The 24,338-nt window shown below is 73.0% G+C and carries 23 protein-coding genes; 18 read left to right on the forward strand and 5 right to left on the reverse strand.

Annotated elements, in window-relative coordinates; all coding sequences use genetic code 11:
- Positions 1 to 69: 69 nt before the first annotated feature.
- Together Asi02nite_RS08855 and Asi02nite_RS08860 are read right to left on the reverse strand one after the other, a co-directional pair.
- A complete protein-coding gene (locus Asi02nite_RS08855) occupies positions 70 to 933 on the reverse strand; it encodes a hypothetical protein (protein ID WP_373312198.1) in 864 nt (287 codons plus the stop codon).
- Positions 934 to 1,005: 72 nt separating this feature from the next.
- Entirely contained in the window at positions 1,006 to 1,773 is a 768-nt protein-coding gene (locus tag Asi02nite_RS08860) for an enoyl-CoA hydratase family protein (protein WP_203711696.1), read from the reverse strand.
- Positions 1,774 to 1,791: 18 nt separating this feature from the next.
- On the opposite strand from Asi02nite_RS08860, the gene hemW reads away from it, so the two are divergent.
- Positions 1,792 to 2,997: a radical SAM family heme chaperone HemW gene (gene hemW / locus Asi02nite_RS08865; RefSeq protein ID WP_203711697.1), complete on the forward strand. Its 1,206-nt coding sequence runs from the start codon at positions 1,792 to 1,794 to the stop codon at positions 2,995 to 2,997.
- A gap of 1 nt (position 2,998) precedes the next feature.
- Here hemW and Asi02nite_RS08870 read toward each other — a convergent pair whose 3' ends face one another.
- Entirely contained in the window at positions 2,999 to 3,565 is a 567-nt protein-coding gene (locus Asi02nite_RS08870) for a DUF4870 domain-containing protein (RefSeq protein WP_203711698.1), read from the reverse strand.
- 162 nt (positions 3,566 to 3,727) lie between these two features.
- Between Asi02nite_RS08870 and hrcA the strand changes: the two genes are divergently transcribed.
- From hrcA to Asi02nite_RS08885, 3 genes are all read left to right on the forward strand, one after another.
- Positions 3,728 to 4,747, forward strand: a complete 1,020-nt coding sequence (gene hrcA, locus Asi02nite_RS08875; protein WP_203711699.1) for a heat-inducible transcriptional repressor HrcA — start codon at positions 3,728 to 3,730, stop codon at positions 4,745 to 4,747.
- Between the two features lie 61 nt (positions 4,748 to 4,808).
- Positions 4,809 to 5,945, forward strand: coding sequence for a molecular chaperone DnaJ (gene dnaJ / locus Asi02nite_RS08880; protein WP_203711774.1), 1,137 nt, complete (start codon positions 4,809 to 4,811; stop codon positions 5,943 to 5,945).
- Positions 5,942 to 6,703, forward strand: a complete 762-nt coding sequence (locus tag Asi02nite_RS08885) for a 16S rRNA (uracil(1498)-N(3))-methyltransferase (protein WP_203711700.1) — start codon at positions 5,942 to 5,944, stop codon at positions 6,701 to 6,703. The genes dnaJ and Asi02nite_RS08885 overlap by 4 nt, the downstream gene beginning before the upstream one ends.
- Positions 6,704 to 6,852: 149 nt before the next feature.
- Here Asi02nite_RS08885 and Asi02nite_RS08890 read toward each other — a convergent pair whose 3' ends face one another.
- Positions 6,853 to 9,276 (reverse strand): beta-glucosidase family protein, encoded by a 2,424-nt coding sequence (locus Asi02nite_RS08890; protein WP_203711775.1) that lies wholly within the window; start codon positions 9,274 to 9,276, stop codon positions 6,853 to 6,855.
- Between the two features lie 33 nt (positions 9,277 to 9,309).
- On the opposite strand from Asi02nite_RS08890, the gene Asi02nite_RS08895 reads away from it, so the two are divergent.
- The 10 genes from Asi02nite_RS08895 to Asi02nite_RS08940 all read left to right on the forward strand — a co-directional run bounded on the left by Asi02nite_RS08895 (position 9,310) and on the right by Asi02nite_RS08940 (position 17,762).
- Positions 9,310 to 9,657: a histidine triad nucleotide-binding protein gene (locus Asi02nite_RS08895; protein WP_203711701.1), complete on the forward strand. Its 348-nt coding sequence runs from the start codon at positions 9,310 to 9,312 to the stop codon at positions 9,655 to 9,657.
- Positions 9,654 to 11,000, forward strand: coding sequence for a serine hydrolase domain-containing protein (locus Asi02nite_RS08900; RefSeq protein WP_203711702.1), 1,347 nt, complete (start codon positions 9,654 to 9,656; stop codon positions 10,998 to 11,000). The genes Asi02nite_RS08895 and Asi02nite_RS08900 overlap by 4 nt, the downstream gene beginning before the upstream one ends.
- Before the next feature lie 102 nt (positions 11,001 to 11,102).
- Positions 11,103 to 12,161, forward strand: a complete 1,059-nt coding sequence (locus tag Asi02nite_RS08905; RefSeq protein ID WP_203711703.1) for a PhoH family protein — start codon at positions 11,103 to 11,105, stop codon at positions 12,159 to 12,161.
- A gap of 22 nt (positions 12,162 to 12,183) precedes the next feature.
- Entirely contained in the window at positions 12,184 to 12,651 is a 468-nt protein-coding gene (gene ybeY, locus Asi02nite_RS08910; RefSeq protein ID WP_203711704.1) for an rRNA maturation RNase YbeY, read from the forward strand.
- Complete coding sequence (locus Asi02nite_RS08915) at positions 12,651 to 13,994, forward strand: hemolysin family protein (protein ID WP_373312201.1); 1,344 nt, start codon at positions 12,651 to 12,653, stop codon at positions 13,992 to 13,994. The genes ybeY and Asi02nite_RS08915 overlap by 1 nt, the downstream gene beginning before the upstream one ends.
- Entirely contained in the window at positions 13,987 to 14,352 is a 366-nt protein-coding gene (locus Asi02nite_RS08920) for a cytidine deaminase-like protein (RefSeq protein WP_203711706.1), read from the forward strand. Before Asi02nite_RS08915 ends, Asi02nite_RS08920 begins: the two co-directional genes overlap by 8 nt.
- A gap of 82 nt (positions 14,353 to 14,434) precedes the next feature.
- Entirely contained in the window at positions 14,435 to 15,319 is an 885-nt protein-coding gene (era, locus tag Asi02nite_RS08925; protein ID WP_203711707.1) for a GTPase Era, read from the forward strand.
- Positions 15,320 to 15,336: 17 nt separating this feature from the next.
- A complete protein-coding gene (locus Asi02nite_RS08930; protein WP_239126580.1) occupies positions 15,337 to 16,110 on the forward strand; it encodes an NAD-dependent epimerase/dehydratase family protein in 774 nt (257 codons plus the stop codon).
- 64 nt (positions 16,111 to 16,174) lie between these two features.
- Positions 16,175 to 17,359: an acyltransferase family protein gene (locus Asi02nite_RS08935; protein ID WP_203711709.1), complete on the forward strand. Its 1,185-nt coding sequence runs from the start codon at positions 16,175 to 16,177 to the stop codon at positions 17,357 to 17,359.
- Positions 17,360 to 17,414: 55 nt separating this feature from the next.
- Positions 17,415 to 17,762 (forward strand): response regulator, encoded by a 348-nt coding sequence (locus Asi02nite_RS08940; RefSeq protein WP_239126581.1) that lies wholly within the window; start codon positions 17,415 to 17,417, stop codon positions 17,760 to 17,762.
- On the opposite strand, the gene Asi02nite_RS08945 is transcribed toward Asi02nite_RS08940, so the two are convergent.
- A complete protein-coding gene (locus Asi02nite_RS08945) occupies positions 17,744 to 18,385 on the reverse strand; it encodes a response regulator transcription factor (RefSeq protein ID WP_203711776.1) in 642 nt (213 codons plus the stop codon). The genes Asi02nite_RS08940 and Asi02nite_RS08945 overlap by 19 nt on opposite strands.
- Before the next feature lie 73 nt (positions 18,386 to 18,458).
- Here Asi02nite_RS08945 and Asi02nite_RS08950 point away from each other — a divergent pair, with 73 nt between their 5' ends.
- From Asi02nite_RS08950 to aceE, 4 genes are all read left to right on the forward strand, one after another.
- Positions 18,459 to 19,796: a sensor histidine kinase gene (locus Asi02nite_RS08950; protein ID WP_203711711.1), complete on the forward strand. Its 1,338-nt coding sequence runs from the start codon at positions 18,459 to 18,461 to the stop codon at positions 19,794 to 19,796.
- A gap of 100 nt (positions 19,797 to 19,896) precedes the next feature.
- On the forward strand, positions 19,897 to 20,826 hold the full coding sequence (locus Asi02nite_RS08955) for a PrsW family intramembrane metalloprotease (protein WP_203711712.1): 930 nt from the start codon (positions 19,897 to 19,899) through the stop codon (positions 20,824 to 20,826).
- 89 nt (positions 20,827 to 20,915) lie between these two features.
- Entirely contained in the window at positions 20,916 to 21,539 is a 624-nt protein-coding gene (locus Asi02nite_RS08960) for a GntR family transcriptional regulator (protein ID WP_203711713.1), read from the forward strand.
- A 106-nt stretch (positions 21,540 to 21,645) separates the two neighbouring features.
- Entirely contained in the window at positions 21,646 to 24,312 is a 2,667-nt protein-coding gene (gene aceE / locus Asi02nite_RS08965) for a pyruvate dehydrogenase (acetyl-transferring), homodimeric type (RefSeq protein ID WP_203711714.1), read from the forward strand.
- Positions 24,313 to 24,338 lie beyond the last annotated feature (26 nt).

Consider the following 24,338-nt stretch of genomic DNA (forward strand, 5'->3'; position numbering starts at 1 on the left):
CGCAAGATCATACAGAAAGTGAGATTAAACTCAGTCGGCGCGTCGCGGACGATCGGGTGATTTACGCCGTCAGGCGTCGTCGAAGACCTCGGCCTGGACGCGGTCGCTGCCGGCGCCGTCCACGGAGGACCAGCGACCCCCGTCGGCCGACCATTCCATCCCGGCATAGCGCACGGCCTTGACCCCGTGGTCGCTCGCGTGCGAGACCAGCCAGTGCGCGTAGCGCCAGCCCGCCGTCTGGTCGGCCGCCGCCACCGCGAAGCCCGCCCCCGCCGGCACGGTCTCGACCCGGCCCCAGTCGAGGTTGAGGATCTTGGTCAGCGCGGTCGAGGCGATCGCGCCCCGCATCAGCGGCTCACCCGGCACGGTGCAGGCCACGGCGCCGGTCGCGCGCCCGAGCAGCGCCGCCGCCAGCACCGTGGACTCGTCGGCCCACTTCTCGTAGGCCTCCGGGAACGCCGACCGCTGCACGGCCTGCGCCGCGTCGGTGACCCGCATGTCCTGCCAGCCGCGCACCTTCTTGAGGCCCGCGTAGAACTTGCCGGCGGCGTAGCGGGGGTCGCGGATCTGCTCCGGCGTGCCCCAGCCCTGGCTCGGCCGCTGCTGGAACAACCCGAGCGAGTCCCGGTCGCCGCCGGGCAGGTTCTCGAGCTTCGACTCCTGGAACGCCGTCGCCAGCGCCACCACCACCGCGCGTTCCGGCATCTTCCGGCGTACGCCCACCGCGGTGATCGTGGCCGCGTTGGCCATCTGGGCGGCGTCGAGGGTGACCGGCGGGCTGTCGTCGCCGGCCCGCACCGTGCAGTCCCGGCTGGGGGCCGGCAGCGTGATGTCGGGTGCCTTGAAATCCTGCGAGCTGAGCCACACAGCGAACGCCGCGATCAGGAAGATCGCGACGACTCCGACAACGACGCCCCGACCTCGCACCGACACCTCCACGTCCTGTTGTGGCACAGGTTACGACGGCGGTACGAAACCGGGAAACGTAAACGCGCTGATGTGGCGTCAACCAGGGATCCAACTGGGGTCGCGCTTCTCGCGGAAGGCGGTCACCCCTTCGCGGCCCTCCTCGGAGAGGAAGTAGCCGACCGACCTGGCGCCCAGCTCGGCGGCGTCCTGCGCGACCGACGGGAGCGGCTGCCGGGCGAGCAGCTCCTTGGTGCCGGCCAGCGCGGCGGGCGCGCCGCGGACCAGGGCCGCGCAGTAGGACCGCACGGTCGCGTCCAGCTCCTCGACACCGACGGCGGCGGTGACGAGCCCGATCTGGGCCGCCCGCACCCCGTCGAACAGCTCGCCGGTCAGGTAGAGCTCCTGTGCGGCGCGGTGGGAGAGCCGGCGCAGCACGGTCGACGAGATCACGGCCGGGATCACGCCGAGCCGGACCTCGGTGAACGCGAACGTGGCCTCGGCGGCGCAGATCGCGATGTCCGCGGCGGCGATCAGGCCGAGGCCGCCGGCCCGGGCCGGGCCGCCGATCCGGGCCACCACCGGCTTCGGGCACTCGACCACGGCGGCCAGCACGTCGCCGAGCATCCCGACCGGGACCTGGCCGGAGGCGTACGCGGCCGCGGTCTCCTTGAGGTCGGCCCCCGAGCAGAACACCGGGCCGGTGTGCGAGAGCACCACGACGCGCACCGTGGGGTCGGCCACGGCCGCCGCCAGGGCGTCCAGCAGCTCGGTCATCAGCGGCGTGGAGAGCGCGTTGCGGTTGTGCGGGCTGTCCAGGGTGAGGGTGGCCACCCCGCGGTCGGCGTCGACCCGTACGAGCGTCATGGGGCGCACACTAGACGAATGCCCGGCCCTCTTCCCGACGGCGAACCGGTGCCGCCGGACGGCGCGCTCCCGGACTCCGCCCTCCACGCCGTGGGCGCCCGCGGCTTCGGCGTCTACGTGCACGTGCCGTTCTGCTCGTCGCGCTGCGGTTACTGCGACTTCAACACGTACGCGCCGGGCGAGCTGCCGGGCTGGCGCACCGAGGGCTACGCCGACACGGTGCTGGCCGAGCTCGAGCTGGCGGCCCGCACGCTCGGCACCGCTCCGGCGGTCGACACCGTGTTCGTCGGTGGCGGCACGCCGACGCTGCTGCCCGCCGACGACCTCGCCCGGATCGTGGCCGGGATCGACAAGATCTGGGGGCTCGCGCCGGGCGCCGAGGTGACCACCGAGGCCAACCCCGAGTCGGTGACGCCGGCCAGCCTGCGGGCGCTGCGGGCGGGCGGCTTCACCCGCGTCTCGCTGGGCATGCAGTCGGTGGCGCCGGGCGTGTTGCGCGTCCTGGACCGCCGGCACTCGCCGGGCCGGGCGGCGCAGGCCGCGACCGAGGCCCGCGAGGCCGGGTTCGACCACGTCAACCTGGACCTGATCTACGGGACGCCGGGGGAGACCGCCGACGACTTCGCCGCGTCGCTGGCGACCGCGATCGGGGCGGGGGTCGACCACGTCAGCGCGTACAGCCTGATCGTCGAGGACGGCACCCGGCTGGCCGCCCGGATCCGCCGCGGCGAGCTGCCGTACCCGTCCGACGACGTGGCCGCCGACCGCTACCTGGCCGCCGAGGCGGCGTTGACCGGGGCCGGTTTCACCTGGTACGAGGTGTCCAACTGGGCGACCACACCGGCCGGGCGGTGCCGGCACAACCTGCTCTACTGGACCGGCGGCGACTGGTGGGGCATCGGCCCCGGGGCGCACAGCCACGTCGGCGGCGTCCGGTGGTGGAACGTCAAACACCCGGCGGCGTACGCGCACCGCGTCGCGGAGGGCCAGTCTCCCGGCGCCGGCCGCGAGGTCCTGACCGCCGAGGACCGGCACACCGAGGACGTGATGCTGCGGCTGCGGCTGCGCGGTGGGCTGCCGCTGGACGTGCTCGATCCGGCCGGGCGCACGGCGGCCGAGAAGGCCCGGGCGGACGGCCTGCTGGAGATCCACGACGGCGCGGCGACGCTGACCCTGCGGGGCCGGCTGCTCGCCGACGCCGTCGTGCGCGATCTCCTCGGGTGACCTACTTGATGACGTTGACGCTGAGCGGGTAGCGGTAGAGCTGCCCCTCGTTGGCCTTCACGCCGGCGATGATGCCGAAGATGATCTGGATCAGCATCGCGATCGGGAAGATGATGAAACCGATCGCCAGGCAGGCGGTGGCCCAGCCGATGACCGCGACGACCGCCCAGGTGATCTGGAAGTTGAGCGCGGCGACGGCGTGGGCCCGGACGGCCGGCGAGGTGTTGCCCTTGACCAGCAGGGCGACCAGCGGCGCGACCCAGCTGAGGGTGCCGGTGCTGATGAACGAGAGCAGCGCGCCGCCGAAGTGGGCGATCAGCGCCCAGGTCTTCTCCTCGCTGTTGGCGAAGCCGGCGGGGGCGCCGTAGCCGGGGCCGGGCGGGTAGCTGCCGCCGGGCGGGTAGCCGCCGCCCTGCGGGGGATAGCCGCCACCGGGCGGCGGGTAGCCACCGGCGGGCGGGTAGGCCCCGCCGCCCGAGGTGGGCTGGCCCGAGGTGGGCTGGTATGGGTTCGGCGGGTAGTTAGGGTCGGAGGGACCCTCGCCGGGTGGCCGGGGTGGCTCAGTCATGCCCGTCACGGTAGGGGTATCGATCAACCCGCGCCAGATGCGAGTTCTGACTCTTTCTGGACAGCGCGATCAGCGCGGACAGCGATCATCGCCAGGTGAACGGGTGCGTCGTAGACTGGCACTCGCTACAGTCGAGTGCCAAAGCGCTGGAGGGGGTGACGGATGGCTCTCGATGACCGCAAGCTCGACGTGCTGCGGGCGATCGTCGAGGACTATGTCGCCACCCAGGAACCGGTGGGCAGCAAGTCCCTGGTCGAGCGCCACCAGCTTGGCGTCTCGCCCGCCACGGTGCGCAACGACATGGCCGTCCTCGAGGAGGAGGGCTACATCCGGCAGCCGCACACCAGCGCCGGCCGGGTGCCCACCGACCGCGGCTACCGCCTGTTCGTCGACCGGTTGTCGACCGTCAAGCCGCTGAGCCCGGCCGAGCGCCGGGCGATCGAGCGCTTCCTGGTCGGCGCGGTCGACCTCGACGACGTGGTGCACCGCACCGTGCGGCTGCTGGCCCAGCTCACCCGCCAGGTCGCCGTCGTGCAATATCCGAGCCTGTCCCGGTCGACGGTCCGCCACCTGGAGCTGGTGCCGATCTCCACCACCCGGCTGATGGTGGTCGTGATCGCCAACACCGGCCGGGTCGAGCAGCGCCTGGTGGAGCTGCCGTTGCCGATCGACGAGACCCAGGTCACCACGCTGCGCCGGCTCACCAACGAGAAGCTCGTCGGCAGCAAGCTCGCCGACACGCCGCCGCTGGTGCAGGCGCTGGTCGACGAGGCGGCGCCGGAGCTGGCCGGTGCCACGGTCGCGCTCTCCACGGTGCTGCTGGAGACGCTGGTCGAACGGCACGAGGAGCGGGTGGCGCTGGCCGGCACGGCCAACCTGACCAGGGGCGGCCTGCTCGACTTCCAGGGTTCGCTGCGGCCGATCCTCGAGGCGCTGGAGGAAGAGGTCATCCTGCTCAAGCTGATCGGTGAGGTGGAGCCGATCACCCGGGTGCGCATCGGTGACGAGAACGAGTTCGACAACCTCCGGTCGACCTCGATCGTGAGCACCGGTTACGGCCCGGGCGTCACCATTGTCGGTGGTCTCGGCGTGCTCGGACCCACCCGGATGGACTACCCCGGCACCATCGCGACTGTGCGCGCCGTGGCACGCTACGTAGGCGAGATGCTGGCACAGAACTGAACGACCCCGATCTGATCACGGCGGCCGGCACAAGCGAGACGACATGAGGACTCAGAACACAGTGGCCAGGGATTACTACGGGCTTCTCGGCGTCGCCCGAGACGCCAGCGACGACGAGATCAAGCGCGCCTACCGCAAGCTGGCGCGTCAGTACCACCCGGACGTCAACCCCGATCCCGCGGCCGCCGAGAAGTTCAAGGAGATCAACGCGGCCTACGAGGTCCTCTCCGACGACCAGAAGCGGCAGATCGTCGACCTCGGTGGCGACCCGCTCGCGCCGGGCGGCGGCGGTCCGGGCGGTGGCCCGGGCGGTGCCGGCCCGTTCGTCGGGTTCCAGGACATCATGGACGCGTTCTTCGGCGCGGCCGGCGGTGGTGCCCGCGGTCCGCGCCCGCGCACCCGCCCGGGTGCCGACGCGATCCTGCGGCTCGAGCTCGACCTGCTGGAGACCGCGTTCGGCGTCGAGGCGCCGATCACGGTCGACACCGCCGTGCTCTGCACCACCTGCTCCGGCGCCGGCACGGCCGCCGGCACCCACCTCGCCACATGCGAGGCCTGCGGCGGCCGCGGCGAGGTCCAGTCGGTCCAGCGCACCTTCCTCGGCCAGGTCGTCTCGTCGCGCCCGTGCACGGTCTGCGGCGGCTACGGCACGGTCATCCCGCACCCCTGCGCGACCTGCGCCGGCGACGGCCGCGTGCGCACCCGCCGCTCGCTGACCGTCAAGATCCCGGCGGGCGTCGAGGACGGCATGCGGATCCGCCTCGCCCAGCAGGGCGAGGTCGGCCCGGGCGGCGGCACGGCGGGCGACCTCTACGTCGAGATCCATGAGCGGCCGCACGACGTCTACTCCCGCAAGGGTGACGACCTCCACTGCCGGGTGACCGTGCCGATGACGGCGGCGGCCCTCGGCACCCGCCTGACGATCAAGACGCTCGACAGCGAGGAGACGGTCGACGTCAAGCCGGGCACCCAGCCCAACTCGACGCTGCGGCTGCGCGCCCGGGGCGTGCCGCACCTGCGCGGTGCCGGGCGGGGCGACCTCTACGTGCATCTCGACGTGCGCACGCCGGTGAAGCTGACCGGCGAGCAGGAGCGGGTGCTCCGCGAGTTCTCCCGGTCGCGGGGTGAAGAGGTGGCCGAGCTGACGAAGCAGGGCGGCTTCTTCTCCCGGGTACGCGACGCGTTCAACGGCCATTGAGCCGACCGCTTTTCCTCGTCGACGCACTGCCGTCAGGCGAGGAGTTCGTTCTGGACGGCCCCGAGGGTCGCCATGCGGCCACGGTGCAGCGGCTGAGTGCCGGCGAGGAGCTGTTGCTCGCCGACGGGCGGGGTGGCACGGCCGAGGCGGTCGTGACGGCCGCCGGCAAGAGCGCGCTGACCCTGACGATCCGGGCGCGCGCGTACGAGCCGGCGCCCGACCCGCGCCTCGTCGTGGTCCAGGGCATCGCCAAGGGCGACCGGGGCGAGCTGGCCGTGCAGGCGATGACCGAGGTCGGCGTCGACGAGATCGTGCCGTGGGCCGCCACCCGCTCGGTGAGCCGCTGGCGCGCCGAGCGCGGCGGCAAGGCCCGCGAGCGCTGGGTCTCGACCGCCCGGGAGGCGGCCAAGCAGTCGCGCCGGGCCTGGTGCCCGGTGGTCGGCGGCGACCCCGACGCGTCGACGGCGACCGTCGCGACCCGGCTGCGCGCCGCGGCGGCCGCGTTCGTGCTGCACGAAGAGGCGGTGACACCGCTGGCGACCGCGCCGCTGCCCGCGCGCGGCGACGTGCTGGTGGTCGTCGGACCCGAGGGCGGCATCACGCCGGAGGAGCTGACCGCCTTCGCGGACGCCGGTGCCATGGCGGTGCGGCTGGGGTCGAGCGTGCTGCGCACCTCGACGGCGGGCGTGGCCGCGCTGTCGGTGCTCAGCGCCCGCCTGGGCCGCTGGGGCTCCACATCGGACGGCGCACAGGCATAGACATGGTTGACGGCCGGCACCCACGGGGGAAGGCGCCGGCCGTCCCATATACGAGACCACATCACCCGTTCTTCAGCAAGTCCGCCTTCCCCGTTCGGGCGAACGACGACTGTGCGCCATTTGCCGACCCAGGCAAGATCGACGTTCGGTCACACATCGACCGTCGCGGTGAGCTTCGGGTCGGTCACGGACGCCGACGCCTCGACCCGGTAGGCGCCCGGCAGCGTCCGCCAGCCACCGTCGTCCCAGACCTGGAACGTCCGCTCCGGCAACGGGATCCGCACGGTCACGGCCTCGCCCGGCGCCGCGGTCACCCCGGCGAACCCGGCGAGCCAGCGCGCCGGCCGCACGGGTCCTGATCCGTCGCGCGCGCCCACGTACACCTGGACGACCTCGCGGCCGGTCCGCGTGCCCGTGTTCCGGACCGTGACCACGGCGTCGCCGGCCTCGACCGTGAGCGACTCGTACGCCCAGGTCGTGTAGCCGAGGCCGTGGCCGAACGGGAACAGCGGGGCGGCGGTCCAGCCCCGGTAGCCGATCAGCGTGTCCTCGGCGTAGACCAGCGTCCCGTCCGTCGGCGTGGTCGACAGCACCGGCAGGTCCTCGGTCGTCCGCGGCCAGGTGGTCGGCAGCCGCCCGCCCGGCTCGGCCACGCCGAGCACCACGTCGGCCAGTGCCGCGCCGGCCTCCTGACCCGGGAACCAGGTCAGCAGCACGGCCGCGACGTCGTCGACCCACGGCATCAGCACCGGCGAACCGGCGTTGACCACGACCACGGTGCGCGGGTTGGCCGCCGCGACGCGGGCGACGAGCTCGTCCTGCCGGCCCGGCAGCGCCAGGGTGGTGCGGTCGAAGCCCTCGGACTCGACCTCCTCGGTGGTGCCGACGACCACGACCGCGACGTCGGCCTCGGCCGCCGCCCGGGCCGCCTCGTCGAGCAGCGTCTCGTCGTCGGCGACCGGGCGCCCGTGGCCCAGGGTCAGCGTCACGAAGCCGTGCCGGCCCGGGTAGATCTGGTGGGTGAGCACGACGTCGACGGGCTTGCCGGCGACCGCGTCGACCGGGACCCGGTTCTCGACCGGCGTGAGGAACGCGGTGGTGACCGGGTCGTCGCCGGGCGCGTAGACCTGCTCCTCGAACACCGTCTCGCCGCCGACCCGCAGCACCAGGTTGCCGAACCCGTTGGCGGCGAGCTGATGGGTGCCCGTGACGGACGGGGTGAACGTCGCCGAGATCTCGACGGTCACGGCGGCCTCGGGGTCGACGCCGGCCGGCAGGTCGCCCATCCAGCGCACGTCCGCGGCGTCGATCGACGACTCGTAGAGCGCGTCGCCGGCGGCGTCCCGCAGCGTCGTGGTGATCGGGGTCCACTCCAGACCCGTCGCGGCGGCGAGCTCCGGGCGCGGGTCGGCGCCGACCGTGTAGACCACCTCGGCGTCGGGCAGCGCGGCGGTCAACCCGGCAAGCGGGGAGACGATGTGCCGCGGCAGCACCCGGGCCGAGCCGCCGCCGAGGATCCGGGCGTCGTCGGCGAGGGCGCCGGCCACGGCGACCTTCCGCACCGCGCCGGCGTCGAGGGGCAGCACGCCGTCGTTGCGGGCCAGCACGAACGAGCGGGTGGCGATCTCCCGGGCGGCGGCGTCGACGTCGAGGTCGGCGGTCAGCGTGGCCGGGTCCACCGCGGGCGGCACCCGGTCCCAGGCGCCGACGCGGCCGGCGAGCAGCAGGATCCGGCGCACCTTGTCGTCGATCAGCTCCTCGGCGACGTCACCGGCGCGGACGGCGGCGACCAGCTTCTCGCCCCAGGGCGCGGCGAACGCCGGCATCACGACGTCGAGCCCGCCGGTCGCCGCGGGCACCGTGGTGCGGGCGGCGGTCCAGTCGGAGACGACCGCGCCGTCGAACCCCCACTCGCCCTTGAGCAGCCCGTTGACCAGCTCGTCGTGCTCGGTCATGGTCGAGCCGTTGACCCCGTTGTACGCGGCCATCAGGCTCCACACGCCGGCGGCGACGATCCGCTCGAACGGCACGAGGTACAGCTCCCGCAGCGCGCGCTCCGACACCCGCACGTCGACGGTGAACCGCTCGGTCTCGGAGTCGTTGGCGACATAGTGCTTGACCTGGGCGCCGACCCCCTGCGACTGGAGCCCGGCCACGTACCCGAGGCCGATCTCGGCCGTCAGCAGCGGGTCCTCGGAGTAGCACTCGAAGTGCCGGCCGGCCAGCGGGCTGCGGTGCAGGTTGACCGTCGGGGCGAGCAGGATGTGGATGCCCCGGGCCCGGCACTCCTGGCCGAGCACCCGGCCGGCCAGCCGGGACAGCGACGGGTCCCAGGTCGCGGCGAGCGCGGTCGGGCTGGGCAGCGCGACCGAGGGGTGGTCGGGCGCCCACCGCACCCCGCGGACGCCGATCGGGCCGTCCGACATCGTGAGGCCGGCCAGCCCGATCTCCGGCACCGCCGGCAGCCGCCAGTAGTCCTGACCTGTGAGAAGGCGGACTTTGGTGTCAAGGTCGAGGGTCGCGAGAGCGCTCTCTATCGCGGCCCGGTGCGCTGTGTGCTCCACGCGGGTCATCATGCCCTATGGGACCGTCACTACGATCCCCTCGTGAACGACTGCCTCTTCTGCCGGATCGTGGCCGGGGACATCCCGGCGACCGTGGTCCGCGAGACCGACACCACGCTGGCCTTCCGCGACATCAACCCCAAGGCCGAGGTGCACGTGCTCGTGGTGACGAAGGAGCACTACGTCGACGTGGCGACCCTGGCCCAGGCCGACCGGGAGTTGGCCGGCGAGCTGCTGGAGACGGTGGCCGTCGTCGCCGAGACCGAGGGTCTGCTCGCGGACGGCTTCCGGACGATCTTCAACACCGGCGAGTACGGCGGCCAGGAGGTCGACCACGTGCACGCCCACGTGCTCGGCGGCGAGCCGCTGGGCCCGATGGTGTGCAAGTGAAGGCGCTCGACCGGCTGGTCCGCGAGACCCAGGCGCAGGCCCGCATCCCGGCGCTGGCCGCCGCGGTGCACCGGGCCGACCGTCCGCTGTGGACCCTCTCGGTGGGTGCCGAGGCCGACGCCGCGTTCCGGATCGGCTCGGTCACCAAGACCTTCACCGCGGTGCTGGTCATGCGGGCCCGCGACGCCGGCCTGCTCGACCTCGACGACCCGATCGGCCGCCACCTCGACCTGCCCGCGCACGGCGAGCTGACGATCCGCCGGCTGCTCTCGCACACCAGCGGCATCCAGCGCGAGCCCTACGGCGACGTGTGGGACACCCTGGTCGCGCCCGACGCCGCGCAGCTGGTCGCCGAGCTGGAGCGGGCCGAGCGCGTGCTGCCGCCGGCCCGGCGCTACCACTACTCCAACCTCGGCGTCGCGCTGCTCGGCCAGGCCGTGGCCCGGCTGCGCGGCGGCACCTGGGGCGAGGTGCTCGCCGCCGAGGTGCTCGGCCCGCTGGGCCTGACCGGCACGTCGGTCGCCCGCCCCGCCCACGCGACCACCGGCTACCTGGTCGACGCGTACTCGGACGCGGCCCGCCCGGAGCCGCCGCTGGACTTCGGCGCCGTCGGCCCGGCCGCGCAGCTCTGGAGCACCGCCGCCGACATGGCCAAGTGGGCGGCGTTCCTGGCCGACCCCGCCGCCGTCGACCCGGCGGCCGCGGTGCTCGCGCCCGGGACGCTCGACGAGATGCGCTGGCCGGTCACCACCGTCGACCAGAGCCTCTGGGCCACGGGGTTCGGCCTCGGCCTGATCCTCGTGCCGCGCGGCGACCGGGTCGTGCACGTCGGCCACGACGGCGCGATGCCCGGCTTCCTGGCCGGCGTCTACGGCCGTCCGCGGGCCTTGACCGGGCAGCCCGGGCCCGCCGGGTTCGGCGCGGCCGTGCTGGGCGCCTCGGGCACCGCGCTGGAGACGGTGGACCTGCCGCACCAGCTGCTGACCGCCGCCGCCGACGGCGACCCGGCGGAGATCGAGCCGTGGACACCGGGGGAGCCGGCGCCGGAGGCCTACCGCTCAGTCTTGGGCCGGTGGTGGAGCGAGGGCTTCGAGCACGTGTTCAGCTGGCACGGCGGCACGCTGCGCTCACGCGGGGCCGCCGCCGCGCCGAGTGTGCCGCCGGCGGTGTTCCGCCCATCGGCCGACAATCCGGACATTCTGCGTACCGTATCCGGTCGTGAGGTCGGGGAGTTGCTCCGGTTGACGCGCGACGCCGACGGCCGGGTGGTGCGCATGCACTGGGCGACCTACCGGTTCACCCGGGACCAGCAGACGTTCGAGGGGCACTCGTTCACCGGTTAGCCAGAGAAATGGACGCGGTGGCTCCGACGTTCAACCGATACGATTGACGCCTACGTCCGCACGAGATGAGAGCAGGTGGCGCAGGGCCCGCGGGTCCGACTTATGACCGGCACTCCACCCCCCGGCCAGCCCCGGGTGCAGACCAAGATCACGGTGCCTGACCCGCAGATCATGGTCAATCTCCTCGGCGCGGGAGACGAGATCCTGCGACTCGTCGAACGCTCGGTCGCCAGCGACGTCCACGTCCGCGGCAACGAGGTCACCATCACCGGCTCGCCCGCGGAAAACGCCCAGGCCGAGCGCCTGTTCACCGAGCTTCTCGAGCTGATCCAGAAGGGCGAGACACTCACGCCCGACGCGGTCCGCCGCACGGTCGGCATGCTCGAGCAGGGCACCGTCGAGCGCCCCGCCGACGTGCTGACGCTCAACATCCTGTCCCGGCGCGGGCGCACCATCCGCCCCAAGACGCTGGGCCAGAAGCGCTATGTCGACGCCATCGACGAGAACACGGTCGTCTTCGGCATCGGGCCCGCCGGCACCGGCAAGACCTACCTGGCCATGGCCAAGGCGGTCCAGGCGCTGCAGGCCAAGCAGGTCAACCGGATCATCCTCACCCGGCCGGCGGTCGAGGCGGGGGAGCGGTTGGGCTTCCTGCCCGGCACGCTCTACGAGAAGATCGACCCCTACCTGCGCCCGCTCTACGACGCGCTGCACGACATGCTCGACCCCGACTCGATCCCGAAGCTGATGGCGGCGGGCACGATCGAGGTCGCGCCGCTGGCCTACATGCGCGGTCGCACGCTCAACGACGCGTTCATCATCCTCGACGAGGCGCAGAACACGACGCCCGAGCAGATGAAGATGTTCCTCACCCGGCTCGGCTTCGGCTCCAAGGTGGTCGTCACGGGCGACATCACCCAGGTCGACCTGCCCGGCGGCTCCACCAGTGGCCTCCGCCTCGTGCGGGAGATCCTGGAGGGGCTCGACGACATCCACTTCGCGACGCTGAGCAGCAGCGACGTGGTCCGCCACCGTTTGGTCGGCGAGATCGTCGACGCCTACGGTAAGTGGGACGCCGAGCGCGAGGCTCTGCAGGCGCAGGGGGTGCACGCGGTCCCCGGCCGGGGCGCGGCCGCGCAACGCACCAGCCGGCGCCGATAGCTTTTCCCCGAAAGAGGCAGTGTTGTCCATCGAGATCGCCAACGAGTCCGGCGTCGCCGTCGACACCGACGAGGTGCTCGCCGTCGCCCGTCACGCCCTGGACGAGATGGGTGTCAACCCGCTCGCCGAGCTGTCGGTGCTGCTCGTCGACGTCGACTACATGACCGAGCTCAACCACCGGTGGATGGGCGGCGACGGCCCCACCGACGTGCTCGCCTTCCCCATGGACGAGGGCAGCGTCGACCACGGCCCGGGTGAGATCACCGGCACCGAGCCGGCCCTGCTCGGCGACATCGTGCTGTGCCCGGAGGTGGCCGCCAAACAGGCGGTGACCGCCGGCCACACGGCCGCCGACGAGCTGCACCTGCTCACCGTGCACGGGGTCCTCCACCTGCTCGGCTACGACCACGCCGAGCCCGACGAGGAACGCGAGATGTTCGAGCTGCAGTCGCGGCTCCTGACCGGCTGGCGGGCGGCGCGGGCGCGGTGATCCACTTAGCCGCCGACGCCGCCGCGATCTCGCCGGGCCTGCCCGACATCCAGCTCCTGCTGATCGCGGCGGGCCTCGTCGTCCTCGGCGGGTTCTTCGCGATGACCGACGCCGCGCTCGGCGCCGTCTCCCCGGCCCGGGCCGGCGAGCTGGCCCGCGAGGGCGTCCGGGGCGCGCGCACGCTGCAGATCGTGGCGTCCGACGCCGTCCGGCACATCAACCTGCTGCTGCTCCTGCGGCTGATCTGCGAGCTGACCGCGACCACGCTGGTCGCCCTGGTCGCGGTCGACACGTGGAGCATCGGCTGGTCGGCGGCGCTGGTCACCGCCGGCGCGATGACGATCGTCAGCTTCGTCGTGGTCGGCGTGGCGCCCCGGACGATAGGCCGGCAGAACGCGTACGCCGTGGGCCGCGCCACCGCGCCCCTGGTGCGCTGGCTGGGCCGGGCGCTCAACCCGCTGGCCTCGCTGCTGATCCTGATCGGCAACGCGGTCACCCCCGGGCGCGGCTTCCGCGAGGGCCCGTTCGCCACCCAGGTGGAGCTGCGCGAGCTGGTCGACCTGGCCGAGCAGCGCGGCGTCGTGGAGAGCGGCGAGCGCCAGATGATCCACTCGGTGTTCGAGCTCGGTGACACGATCGCCCGCGAGGTGATGGTGCCGCGCACCGACATGGTCTGGATAGAGGGCGACAAGAACCTCCGCCAGGCGCTGGCGCTGTTCCTGCGCTCCGGCTTCTCGCGCATCCCGGTGATCGGCGAGAACGTCGACGACGTGCTCGGCATCCTCTATCTCAAGGACGTGATCCGGCGCGGCCAGGACGACGAGGCGGGGCTCCCGGTCGCCGACGTCATGCGCTCCGCCACGTTCGTGCCCGAGTCCAAGCCGGTCGACGACCTGCTCTCCGAGATGCAGGCCGCGCGTACGCACCTCGTGGTCGTGGTCGACGAGTACGGCGGCACCGCCGGCCTGGTCACCATCGAGGACATCCTCGAGGAGATCGTGGGTGAGATCACCGACGAGTACGACGTCGAGCGCCCGCCGATCGAGCACCTCGACGACGGCTCCGTGCGGGTCGCCGCGCGGGTGCCGGTCGAGGACCTGAGCGAGCTGTTCGACGTCGACCTGCCCACCGACGAGGTGGAGACGGTCGGCGGCCTGCTGGCCCAGGCGCTGGGCCGGGTGCCGATCCCCGGCGCCGAGGCGACCGTCGACGGGTTGCACATGGTGGCCGAGGGGGTCGTCGGCCGGCGCAACCGGATCGATACAGTGCTGGTCCGCCGGGCCGACCACGGTCCCGACAGCGACAACGAAGACAGTGACGAGAGGCAACACGCGGATGTTTGAGTCGCCCGAGATCGGGCCACCCGCTGCGCTCGACGCCGAGGACACCAAGCTGGTCACCCTCGCGCGCGGTGCCCGGGGCCGGGTGGGTGCCCTGGAGGGCGCCGCAGTGCGCGACCAGGACGGCCGCACCTACGCCGCGGCGACCGTGGCCCTGCCGTCGCTGACGATGTCCGCGCTGCAACTCGCCGTCGCCTCCGCGGCGGCGGCCGGGGCCACCAAGATCGAGGCGGCCGCGGTGGTCACCGAGGCGAGCACCCTGGACGGCGCCGGCCACGCGGTGGTCCGCGACCTGTCCGCCGACGCCCCGGTCCACGTCGCGGCCCCCGACGGCACGGTCCTGGGCACGGTCGTCGCATGACCGCGTCGATGCGCCCGGACCACCCGGCGTCCGTCCGCGGCCCGCGCGGCTCGTACCGCGGCTCGCGAACTGAGGCGGCGGCATGAGCGCCGATTTCAAGGCCGGCTTCGCCTGCTTCGTCGGGCGCCCCAACGCCGGCAAGTCCACGCTGACCAACGCGATCGTCGGCCAGAAGATCGCGATCACTTCCAGCAAGCCGCAGACCACCCGGCACGTGATCCGGGCCGTGCTGCACCAGCCCGACGCCCAGCTCGTCCTGGTCGACACGCCGGGCCTGCACCGCCCGCGCACGCTGCTCGGCGAGCGGCTCAACGACCTGGTCCGGACGACCTGGAGCGAGGTCGACGTGATCGGCCTGTGCATCCCGGCCAACGAACCGGTCGGCAAGGGCGACCGGTTCATCACCGGCGAGCTGGCCGAGCTGAAGGCGACCGTGCTGGCCGTCGTGACCAAGACCGACCTGGTCGACAAGGCCACCCTGGCGAAGCAGCTCGTCGCGGTCGGCGAGCTGGCCGACTTCGCCGCGGTCGTGCCGGTCAGCGCGCAGACGGGCGAGCAGGTCGACACGTTGGTCGACGTGATGACCGGCTTCCTGCCGGACTCGCCGCGGCTCTACCCCGACGACATGATCACCGACGAGCCCGAGCAGGTGCTGATCGCGGAGCTGGTCCGTGAGGCGGCCCTGGAGGGCGTCCGCGACGAGCTGCCGCACTCGATCGCGGTGGTCGTCGAGGAGATGTTCGACGAGGGTGACCTGACCAAGATCTACGCGGACGTCTACGTCGAGCGCCAGAGCCAGAAAGCTATCGTGATCGGGGCACGGGCGAGCCGGCTCAAGGAGATCGGCACCCGCTCGCGCCAGGAGATCGAGGCACTCCTGGGCCGCCGGGTCTACCTCGACCTGCACGTCCGCGTCGCCAAGGAATGGCAGCGCGATCCGCGACAGCTGCGCAAGCTGGGGTTCTGAGCGGGGAGGTACGGCCGATGCGGCGGGTGCTGATCACCGGCGGCGCTGGTCGGATCGGGAGCTTCCTCACGGAGCGTCTCGCCGGTGACTACGAGCTGCGGTCCTTCGACGTCGTCGCGCAGGAGGACGCCGACGGGGTCGAGACCGTCCGCGGGGTGGTCGGTGACCTCGACGCGCTGGTCGCGGCGTGCGCCGGCGTCGACGCCGTCGTGCACCTCGCCGGCATTCCCGTCGAGGCCCTCTGGGAGGACCTGATCCGGGTCAACCTCGACGGCACCCGCACCGTGCTGGAGGCGGCGCGGATCGCCGGTGTGCCCAAGGTGATCCTGGCCTCGTCCATCCACGCCGCCGGGTTCCGGGAGCCGACCGCGAGCCCGCTGCCGGCCTCGTCCGCGCCGCGGCCGGACACGTTCTACGGCTGGACCAAGGGCGCCATGGAGTCGCTCGGCAGCCTCTACAGCGACCGGTACGGGCTGACGGTCTTCGCGGTGCGGATCGGGGCGTTCCAGCCCACGCCGTGGTCGGGGGCGGACGTGCCGATCTGGCTGTCGCCCGACGACTGCGTACGGCTGTTCCGCGCCCTGCTCGACACGCCCGTCACCGGCTTCCGGGTGGTGTGGGGAGTCAGCGCCAACGCCACCGGCTGGCTGGAGCACGACGCCGACATCGGTTACGTCCCGGCCGACGACTCCGCGACCGTCGCCCACCTCGCCGCGCCCAGCGACGCGGCCGCGCTCGCGCACCTCGGAGGGGTGTTCTGCGCGGTCCCGCTCGGCAAGCCGTTCTGGTGATGTGGGACAGCTCACGGGGCACTGAGGTTTGATCTTGAAAGACCCCGGGGTACGGCTTGGCGCGATGCGGAACCGTTACATCGACCTGCTGCGCGCGGTGGCCATCGCGCGGGTCGTCGTCTACCACACGTCAGGGTGGACGCTGCTCTCGTTCGTCCCCGCGATGTCGGTGATGTTCGCGCTCGGCGGCTCGCTGATGGCGTCCTCACTGGACCGTTCGGGCGTGCGCGCCGTCGGCCGCCGGCTGCGCCGGCTGCTGCCCTCGCTGTGGTTGCTGGCCGCGTTCTTCGTACCCGCGATGTGGTTGACCGGGCTCGACGCGCACTGGAAGTTCCTGCTCTGGGCGGTGCCCCTGGCCGACCCGCCGGCCAACCACTGGGGCGCGCTCGCGCTCAGCACGATCTGGTACCTGCGCGACTACCTCTGGTTCGTGCTCGCCTCGCCGCTCGCGCTCTGGCTGTTCCGCCGCTTCCCGGTGCCGATGCTGGTCGCGCCGTACCTGCTGCTGGTCGTCTTCGAGCTCGGCCTGCTCTCCGGCCCGCCGGTGCTGCGCGACTTCGGCCTCTACTTCGGCGCCTGGATGCTCGGCTTCGCCCACCACGACGGCCTGCTGCGCCGCTGGTCGCGGCAGGTGCTGACCGCCGCCGCGGCGGTGTTCTGCGGCACCGGCCTGGCCTGGATCCTGACCCATCCCGGGTTCCGCGGGTACGACCTCAACGACATCCCCCTCGGCAACGCCCTGTGGTCGGCGGGCGTGATCCTGGTGGCGCTCGGCTTCCTGCCCGCGCGGGCCGAGTGGATCAGCCGTTGGCGGCCGTTCGACCGGTTCGTCACGGTGCTCAACTCGCGCGCGCTGACGATCTACCTGTGGCACATGCCGGTCGTCATCCTGGTCGCCTGGGCGACGAAGCCGTTCGGCTACGAGGGTCTGCAGGTCGACCGGGTCGCCGTCCGGCTGGTGTTCGTCGCGCTGCTGGTGACGGCGGCCGTGGCGGCGTTCGGCTGGGTCGAGGACCTGGCCGCCCGGCGCCGCCCGACGCTGCTGCCCGGTGCCCGCCGCCGGCCGCCGCTGCCGATCCCGGTCTCCCCGGCGCCGGCGCCCTCACGCGAACCCGTGCCGGTCGGCGCGGACCGGCCCCACCTGGTCTGGCGCTGGGACGCGCCCGGTGCGGCCGGACACCTGGAGGAGGGCCGGCACGTCGCGGTCGTCTCCCGCTGGACGGCCGGCGCACCGGCGCCGCGGATCTGAGAAATGCCGGCTAGCCGGGATGCCGGCGGCCCACGACCCGGGTCATCGTGGTCGGGTGAGGTGTCTCATCGTCGACGACAGCGAGCGGTTCGTCCGGTCGGCCCGGCGACTGCTGGAGCGTGAGGGCGCGACCGTGGTCGCGACCGCGGCCACGGGGGCCGAGGCGCTGGCCGCGGCCGCCGCGACACCGGTCGACGTCTCGCTGGTCGACGTGCAACTCGGCGGCGAGAGTGGTGTGGACGTGGCTGACGAGCTGGCCCGACGGGGGATCGGCGGGACGATCCTGCTCATCTCGACGCTGGCAGCGGAGGACGTCGCGGAGCTGGTGGCCGGCTCCGCCGCGGTCGGTTTCGTGGGCAAGTCCGACTTGTCGGTCGAAGCTCTTCAGCGCGCCTCGAGGTAGCGGACCACCGCCAGGACCCGCCGGTGGTCGGCCTCCGTCTCCGGCAGGTCGAGCTTGTTCAGGATGCTGCGCACGTGCTTCTCGACCGTGCCCTCCGCCAGCCAGAGCGCCTGCGCGATGCCCGCGTTGGACCGGCCCTCCGCCATCAGCGCCAGCACCTCCCGCTCGCGCTTGCTCAGCGGCGCCAGCGGGTCGACCCGGCGGCGGGCGTTGACCAGCTCGCGGACCAGGTCGGGGTCGACGACCGAGCCGCCGGCGGCCACTCGCCGCACGGCCTCGACGAAGCTCTCGACGTCGGTGACTCGGTTCTTGAGCAGGTAGCCGACGCCGCCCTCGGCGCTGAGGAGTTGCAGCGCGTGCTCGACGGCCACGTGCGCCGAGAGCACCAGCACGCCGGTGCCGGGGTGCCGGGTGCGGATCGTCTCGGCCGCGGTGAGCCCGGCGGTGGGGTCGGGCGGCATCCGCACGTCCAGGATCGCGATGTCGGGGCTGGTCTCCGCGACCAGCGTGACCGCGGTCCCGGCGTCGCCGGCCCGGCCCACGACCTCGAACCCGGACTGCGCGAGCAGCCCGGCGAGCCCCTCGCGGAGCAGCACGTCGTCATCGGCGAGTAGGACGCGGATCGCCATCGTCGCCCCTGTCGTCGGCCTGCCTGGAGCGGCACCATGGTAGCGCCGCGGATGGAGGGAGCACGTCGTGCGGATCGGTCTGCTCGGGCGCGTGCTCGTCGGGGCCGGCGTGCCCACGCTGGTCGCCGTCGCGGCGTTCGGCATCATGCTGGGCTCGATCGACGCGGTACGCGACGCGCAGGGCCGGGTCGCCACCTCCCAGGAGGCGGTGATCGCGGCCGAGGGCCTGTCCCGCGCGGTCGGCGACGTCGCGCTGGCCCAGCGCGGCCGGCTGCTCGGGGTCGCCGACAGCGCCGGCGCCGAACTGGCCGCCGCCGACCGGGTCCGGGCGCAGGCCGCCGCCCTGGCCGACCTCGACCTGGCCGGGGCGGGGGAGCAGAGCCGGGTGGCGGACCTGACCGCCGCGTCCGACGCCTACCTGCGGCGCTCGCAGCGCGGTGCCGACCCGGCCGAGGTGCTGCTCGCCGCCGTCGACCACCGGCTCGACGCGTTCCTGGCGCAGGAGCGGGCGGTCGCGGCCGAACAGGAGCGGGCGGCGTCGGCCGCGACCACCCGCGCGGTCACCGCCGCCGGCATCGGGCTCGCCGCGTCGCTGGTCGCGGTCGTGCTGGTCGGCATCTACCTCACCCGGACCGTCTCGCTGCCGATCCGCCGGGCTGGCGCGGTCGCGGGCCGGTTCGCGGCCGGCGACCTCGACGCCCGCCTCGTCACCTCCGGCGTCGGCGAGGTCGGGGATCTCGAGCGCGGGCTCAACGCGATGGCCGCCGCGCTCGCGGACGCCCGCGCCGAGCTGACCGCGTCCCGCGCCCGGATCGTCGCCGCCGACTTCCGGGTGCGCCGGTCGATCGAGCGCGACCTGCACGACGGGCTGCAGCAACGGCTCGTCGCACTGGCGCTGGACCTGCGGGCGCTGCGGGCCGACGCGCCGGAGTCGCTGCGGGAGCAGGTCGACGAGGTCGCGACCGGCATCGTCGAGGCGACCGAGGAGCTGCGGGACTTCGTGCACGGCATCCAGCCGGCCGCGCTCACCGAGAGCGGGCTGCGGGCGGCGCTACGCACCCTGGCCCGCCGCGCGGCGCTGCCGGTGGAGGTGCGGGCCGATCTCGCCGGCCGGCTGCCCGCCGACGTCGAGTCGGCGGCCTACTACTTCGTGTCCGAGGCCCTGACCAACGCCACCAAGCACGCTCGGGCGTCCTATGTGGAGGTGGTCGCGGACGTCGCGGGAGGGCTGCTGACCGTGGTGGTCCGGGACGACGGCGTGGGTGGCGCCGACCGGTCCGCCGGCACGGGGCTGCTCGGGCTCGCGGACCGCATCGAGGCCCTGGGCGGCCGGCTGACCGTGGTCAGCCCGCCCGGCGCCGGCACGACGCTGACCGCGACGATCCCCGCCGCCCTTACCGGCTAGCCGGTAACGGGGTTGGCGGCTGGCCGCGAAGCGCCCGGGGCCCCCGCGGCGGGAGGCTCTTCCCATGACGGTCCACACGCGACTCATGGAGGAGCCCACGATGGCTACCCAGACGTTCCCGTACCCCCTGACGCGGCGGGCGACCGTCGTCCACCGCCGGCACCTGGCCCCGTGGGCCCGGATCGTGCTCGGTGGCGGCGCGCTCTGGCTCGCCACCGTGGTGATCACGTTCGTCACCGGCAACGTCAACCTCGTGCCCACGATCATCCTGGTCGGCGCGTTCCTGGTGCCGGTCGCGTTCGTCGCCTGGGCCTTCGACCACGCCGACGCGATCCTCACGCCGTCGAAGATCTTCACGGCCTTCCTGTACGGCGGCGTCCTGGGCGTCCTCGGCGCCTCGGTGCTGGAGGCGGCGTTCGTGCACAACACGTCGATGACCGGCTTCGTCGGCGTCGGGTTGATCGAGGAGGGCGTCAAGCTGCTGGTGCTCTGGCTGATGGCCCGGCAGCTGGGCCGCTGGACGATGCGCGACGGGCTGGTGCTCGGCGCGACGGTCGGGTTCGGCTTCGCCGCCTTCGAGAGCGCCGGGTACGCGTTCCAGGCGCTGTTCGACGGCCAGAACGGGCTCTCGCTGCTGGGCGTGGTCGAGACGGAGTTGCTGCGCGGCATCCTGACCCCGTTCGGGCACGGCCTGTGGACCGCGATCGCGGGTGCGGCGCTGTTCGCGGTGGCCGCCCGGCGCGGTCGCGTGACGGTCTGGGCCCGGCCGGTCCTGGTCGCGTACGCGGTGGTCGCGGCCCTGCACGCCCTCTGGGACGCGAGCGGGCTGGCCGCCGCCTGGCTGACCCTGCACCTGACAGGGACGCCGCAGCAGTGGGCGCAGGCGCGCCAGGGGCTCGCGGTCGCGGCCACGCCGGCCCAACTGCACCTGGACGCCGTGCTGAGCTTCGCGCTCCCCGCCCTCGACGCCCTGGTCGGGCTCGTGCTGGTGATCGCGATCGCGCTGCGGGTCCGGGCCCGGGAGCGTTGATCCCGCGGTCGACGCGCACCGTTGCCGGGGGCAGCGGTGCGCGTCGCCGTATTGTCGAGGCAGCCGTCAATTTCCGAGGAGTGCCCGTCATGGCGTCGCCGGTCGTCCAATCGCTGCCTCGCCAGATCCGCGAGTACATCGTCGAGGGGATCGTCAACGGCCGCTGGAAGCCCGGCGAGCGGATCGTGGAGCGGCGGATCGCGGCGGAGCTCAACGTCAGCCAGACGCCGATCCGGGAGGCGCTGCGCGAGCTCGAGGTGCTGCGGCTGATCGAGTCGGCACCCAACAAGGGCGTCCGCGTACGCGACCTGACCGCGGCCGACCTCGAGGAGATCTATCCGGTCCGGGCCGCCCTGGAACAGCTCGCCGCCTCGCTCGCCGCACCCCGGCTGGGTGCCGACGTCTCGGTGCTGGAGCCCGAGGTGGCGGCCCTCTACGCGGCCGACCGCGGCGGCGACGGCGAGGCCCAGGTGCGGCACACGGTGGCGTTCCACCGGCTGCTCGTGCGGGCGTCCGGCAACGAGGTGCTGCTGCACGCCTGGGAGTCGCTCGGCATCGAGGTGTGGACGACGCTGTCGATCCGGTGGTTGGGGACCCGGCAGCAGTCGTACGCGGAGGAGCACGAGGCCATCGTCGAGGCGTTCCGGCGGCGGGATCCGGGGATCGCCGAGCTGGTCAAGGAGCACGTGCTCGGCTGCGCGCCGCAGCTCTGAACCCCGTACCCGTGACGTCTCGTGGATCTTGATTTTGGCCTTTGATCGATCATCGATCAGAGAGTTATAGTTCGGTCAGGCCAGAGCACCCAGAAGGTGGCGCACCATGACCGATATCGGGCAAAAGCCGACAAGCGGCCTCGACCACATCCCGGACCGGGACCCCGAGGAGACCGCCGAGTGGACCGCGTCGCTGGACGCCGTCCGTGAGCACGCCGGGCCGAACCGGGCCGCCTACCTGATGCGGCGCACGCTCGAGCACGCGCAGCGCACCGGGCTCGAGCTGCCGGGGCTGCTGGAGACCGACTACGTCAACACGATCCCCACCTCGGCCGAGCCGGCGCTGCCCGGCGACGAGGCGATGGAGCGGCGGATCACGGCGTGGAACCGGTGGAACGCCGCCGCGATGGTGAGCCGGGGGAGCCGGTACGGGCTCGGCGGCCACATCGCCACCTTCGCCTCCGCGGCCTGGCTCTACGAGACCGGCTTCCAGCACTTCTTCCGCGGCAAGGAGGGGGACGGCTCGGGCGACCAGCTCTACGTCCAGGGCCACGCCTCGCCCGGCATCTACGCCCGCGCGTTCCTCGACGGCCGGCTGACCGAGGAGCAGCTCGACCGGTTCCGGCAGGAGGCCGGCGGCGACGGCCTGCCGTCGTACCCGCACCCGCGCCGGCTGCCGACTCTCTGGGAGTTCGCCACGGTGTCGATGGGGCTCGGCCCGCTGTCGGCGATCTACCAGGCGCGGTTCAACCGCTACCTGGAGCACCGCGGCATCAAGGACACCTCCGGCTCGCACGTGTGGGCGTTCCTCGGCGACGGCGAGATGGACGAGCCCGAGTCGACGGCCGCGCTGGCCCTGGCCGGCCGCGAGGGCCTCGACAACCTGACCTTCGTGATCAACTGCAACCTGCAGCGCCTCGACGGCCCGGTGCGGGCCAACTTCAAGATCGTGCAGGAGCTGGAGGCACAGTTCCGCGCCGCCGGGTGGAACGTCGTCAAGTCGCTGTGGGGCGAGGCGTGGGACGAGCTGTTCGCGCTCGACACGACAGGCGCGCTCGTGCGCCGGCTCCGCGAGGTGCCCGACGGACAGTTCCAGACCTACGCGGCGCGGGACGCGGCGTACATCCGCGGGCACTTCTTCGGTGTCTCGCCGGAACTGGTCGCGCTGGCCGCGCAGCTCACGGACGAGAAGATCATCGAGTGCTTCCAGCACTCGCGGGCGGGGCACGAGCCCCGCAAGGTGTACGCGGCGTACCAGGCGGCCGTCGCGCACAAGGGCGCGCCCACGGTTATCCTCATCCAGACGATCAAGGGCTACACGCTCGGTCCCGGGTTCGAGTCGCGCAACGCGAACCACCAGATGAAGAAGCTGACCGGTACGGAGTTCCGCGCGCTGCGGGACCTGCTGGAGCTGCCGATCCCGGACTCGGCGTTGGCAGGCGACCTGATGCCGTACGCGCATCCGGGCCCGGACTCGCCGGAGGTCCGTTATCTGCAGGCGCGCCGCGCCTCCCTGGGCGGGCCGGCACCGGCCCGGGCGGTTCGCCCGGTGGCGTTGCCCGCGCCGTCCGCCAAGCCGTTCGAGGCGTTGGCCAAGGGCTCCGGCAGCCAGGAGATCGCCACGACCATGGCGTTCGTACGCCTGGTCAAGGACCTGATGCGGGAGCCGGAGACCGGGCGGCGGTGGGTGCCGATCGTGCCGGACGAGGCGCGTACGTTCGGGATGGAGTCGCTGTTCCCGTCGTCGGGCATCTACTCGCCGCGCGGGCAGACCTACGACCCGGTCGACCGCGAGATGCTCCTCTACTACAAGGAGACCGTCGACGGGCAGATCCTGCACGAGGGCATCACCGAGGCCGGCTCGATGGCCGACTTCACCGCGGCCGCCACGGCTTACGCCACCCACGGCGAGCCGATGATCCCGTTCTACATCTTCTATTCCATGTTCGGCTGGCAGCGCACGGCCGACCAGATGTGGGCGCTGGCCGACCAGCTTGGTCGCGGCTTCCTGATCGGGGCGACGGCGGGCCGCACGACGATGACGGGCGAGGGCGTCCAGCACGCCGACGGCCACTCGCACCTGATCGCGTCGACCAACCCGGCGGCCCTGTCCTACGACCCGGCCTTCGCGTACGAGATCGGCGTGATCGTCCGAGATGGACTGCGCCGGATGTACGGCCCGGACGCGGAGGACGTGTTCTACTACCTGACGGTCTACAACGAGCCGAAGGTCCAGCCCGCCATGCCGGCGGGCGTCGAGGACGGCATCGTCAAGGGCCTGTACCGGTTCCGCGAGGCCGACCCGCTGCCCAATGCTCCCCGCCTACAGCTGCTGGCGTCGGGCACGGCGATCCACTGGGCTCTCGACGCGCAGCGGCTGCTGGCCTCCGACTGGGGCGTGGCGGCCGACGTGTGGTCGGCGACGTCCTGGAGCGAGTTGCGCCGCGACGCCCTGGCCTGCGACGCGGAAGCCCTGTCGGGTTCCGACCGGACCCCCTATGTGACGCGCGTGCTCGACGGCGCGCCGGGCCCGGTGCTGGCGGTCAGCGACTGGATGCGCGCGGTCCCGGACCAGATCGCCCAGTGGGTCCCGCAGGACTGGCACTCGCTCGGCACGGACGGCTTCGGCCTGTCGGACACGCGGGAGGCGGCCCGCCGCCACTTCGGCGTGGACCCCCAGTCGATCGTGGTCGCGGCCCTGGCGGCGCTCGCCCGCCGCGGCGAGGTCAAGGCGACAGCGGTCCGCGAGGCCCGGGAGCGCTACGGCCTCTGACCCCTCCTGCGGCAGGGCTCCGTCGA

It is taken from the genome of Asanoa siamensis (assembly GCF_016862555.1).
GTDB lineage: Bacteria > Actinomycetota > Actinomycetes > Mycobacteriales > Micromonosporaceae > Asanoa > Asanoa siamensis.

Bases quoted from the DNA above. Each gene is read 5' to 3' on its own strand.
- Asi02nite_RS08955 (WP_203711712.1), top strand. From the start codon at position 19,897: ATGGCTACCCAGACGTTCCCGTACCCCCTGACGCGGCGGGCGACCGTC.
- era (WP_203711707.1), top strand. From the start codon at position 14,435: ATGAGCGCCGATTTCAAGGCCGGCTTCGCCTGCTTCGTCGGGCGCCCC.
- Asi02nite_RS08890 (WP_203711775.1), bottom strand. From the start codon at position 9,276: ATGACCCGCGTGGAGCACACAGCGCACCGGGCCGCGATAGAGAGCGCT.
- Asi02nite_RS08905 (WP_203711703.1), top strand. From the start codon at position 11,103: ATGACCGGCACTCCACCCCCCGGCCAGCCCCGGGTGCAGACCAAGATC.
- Asi02nite_RS08870 (WP_203711698.1), bottom strand. From the start codon at position 3,565: ATGACTGAGCCACCCCGGCCACCCGGCGAGGGTCCCTCCGACCCTAAC.
- Asi02nite_RS08920 (WP_203711706.1), top strand. From the start codon at position 13,987: ATGTTTGAGTCGCCCGAGATCGGGCCACCCGCTGCGCTCGACGCCGAG.
- hrcA (WP_203711699.1), top strand. From the start codon at position 3,728: ATGGCTCTCGATGACCGCAAGCTCGACGTGCTGCGGGCGATCGTCGAG.
- hemW (WP_203711697.1), top strand. From the start codon at position 1,792: ATGCCCGGCCCTCTTCCCGACGGCGAACCGGTGCCGCCGGACGGCGCG.
- Asi02nite_RS08960 (WP_203711713.1), top strand. From the start codon at position 20,916: ATGGCGTCGCCGGTCGTCCAATCGCTGCCTCGCCAGATCCGCGAGTAC.
- Asi02nite_RS08935 (WP_203711709.1), top strand. From the start codon at position 16,175: ATGCGGAACCGTTACATCGACCTGCTGCGCGCGGTGGCCATCGCGCGG.
- Asi02nite_RS08930 (WP_239126580.1), top strand. From the start codon at position 15,337: ATGCGGCGGGTGCTGATCACCGGCGGCGCTGGTCGGATCGGGAGCTTC.
- Asi02nite_RS08860 (WP_203711696.1), bottom strand. From the start codon at position 1,773: ATGACGCTCGTACGGGTCGACGCCGACCGCGGGGTGGCCACCCTCACC.
- aceE (WP_203711714.1), top strand. From the start codon at position 21,646: ATGACCGATATCGGGCAAAAGCCGACAAGCGGCCTCGACCACATCCCG.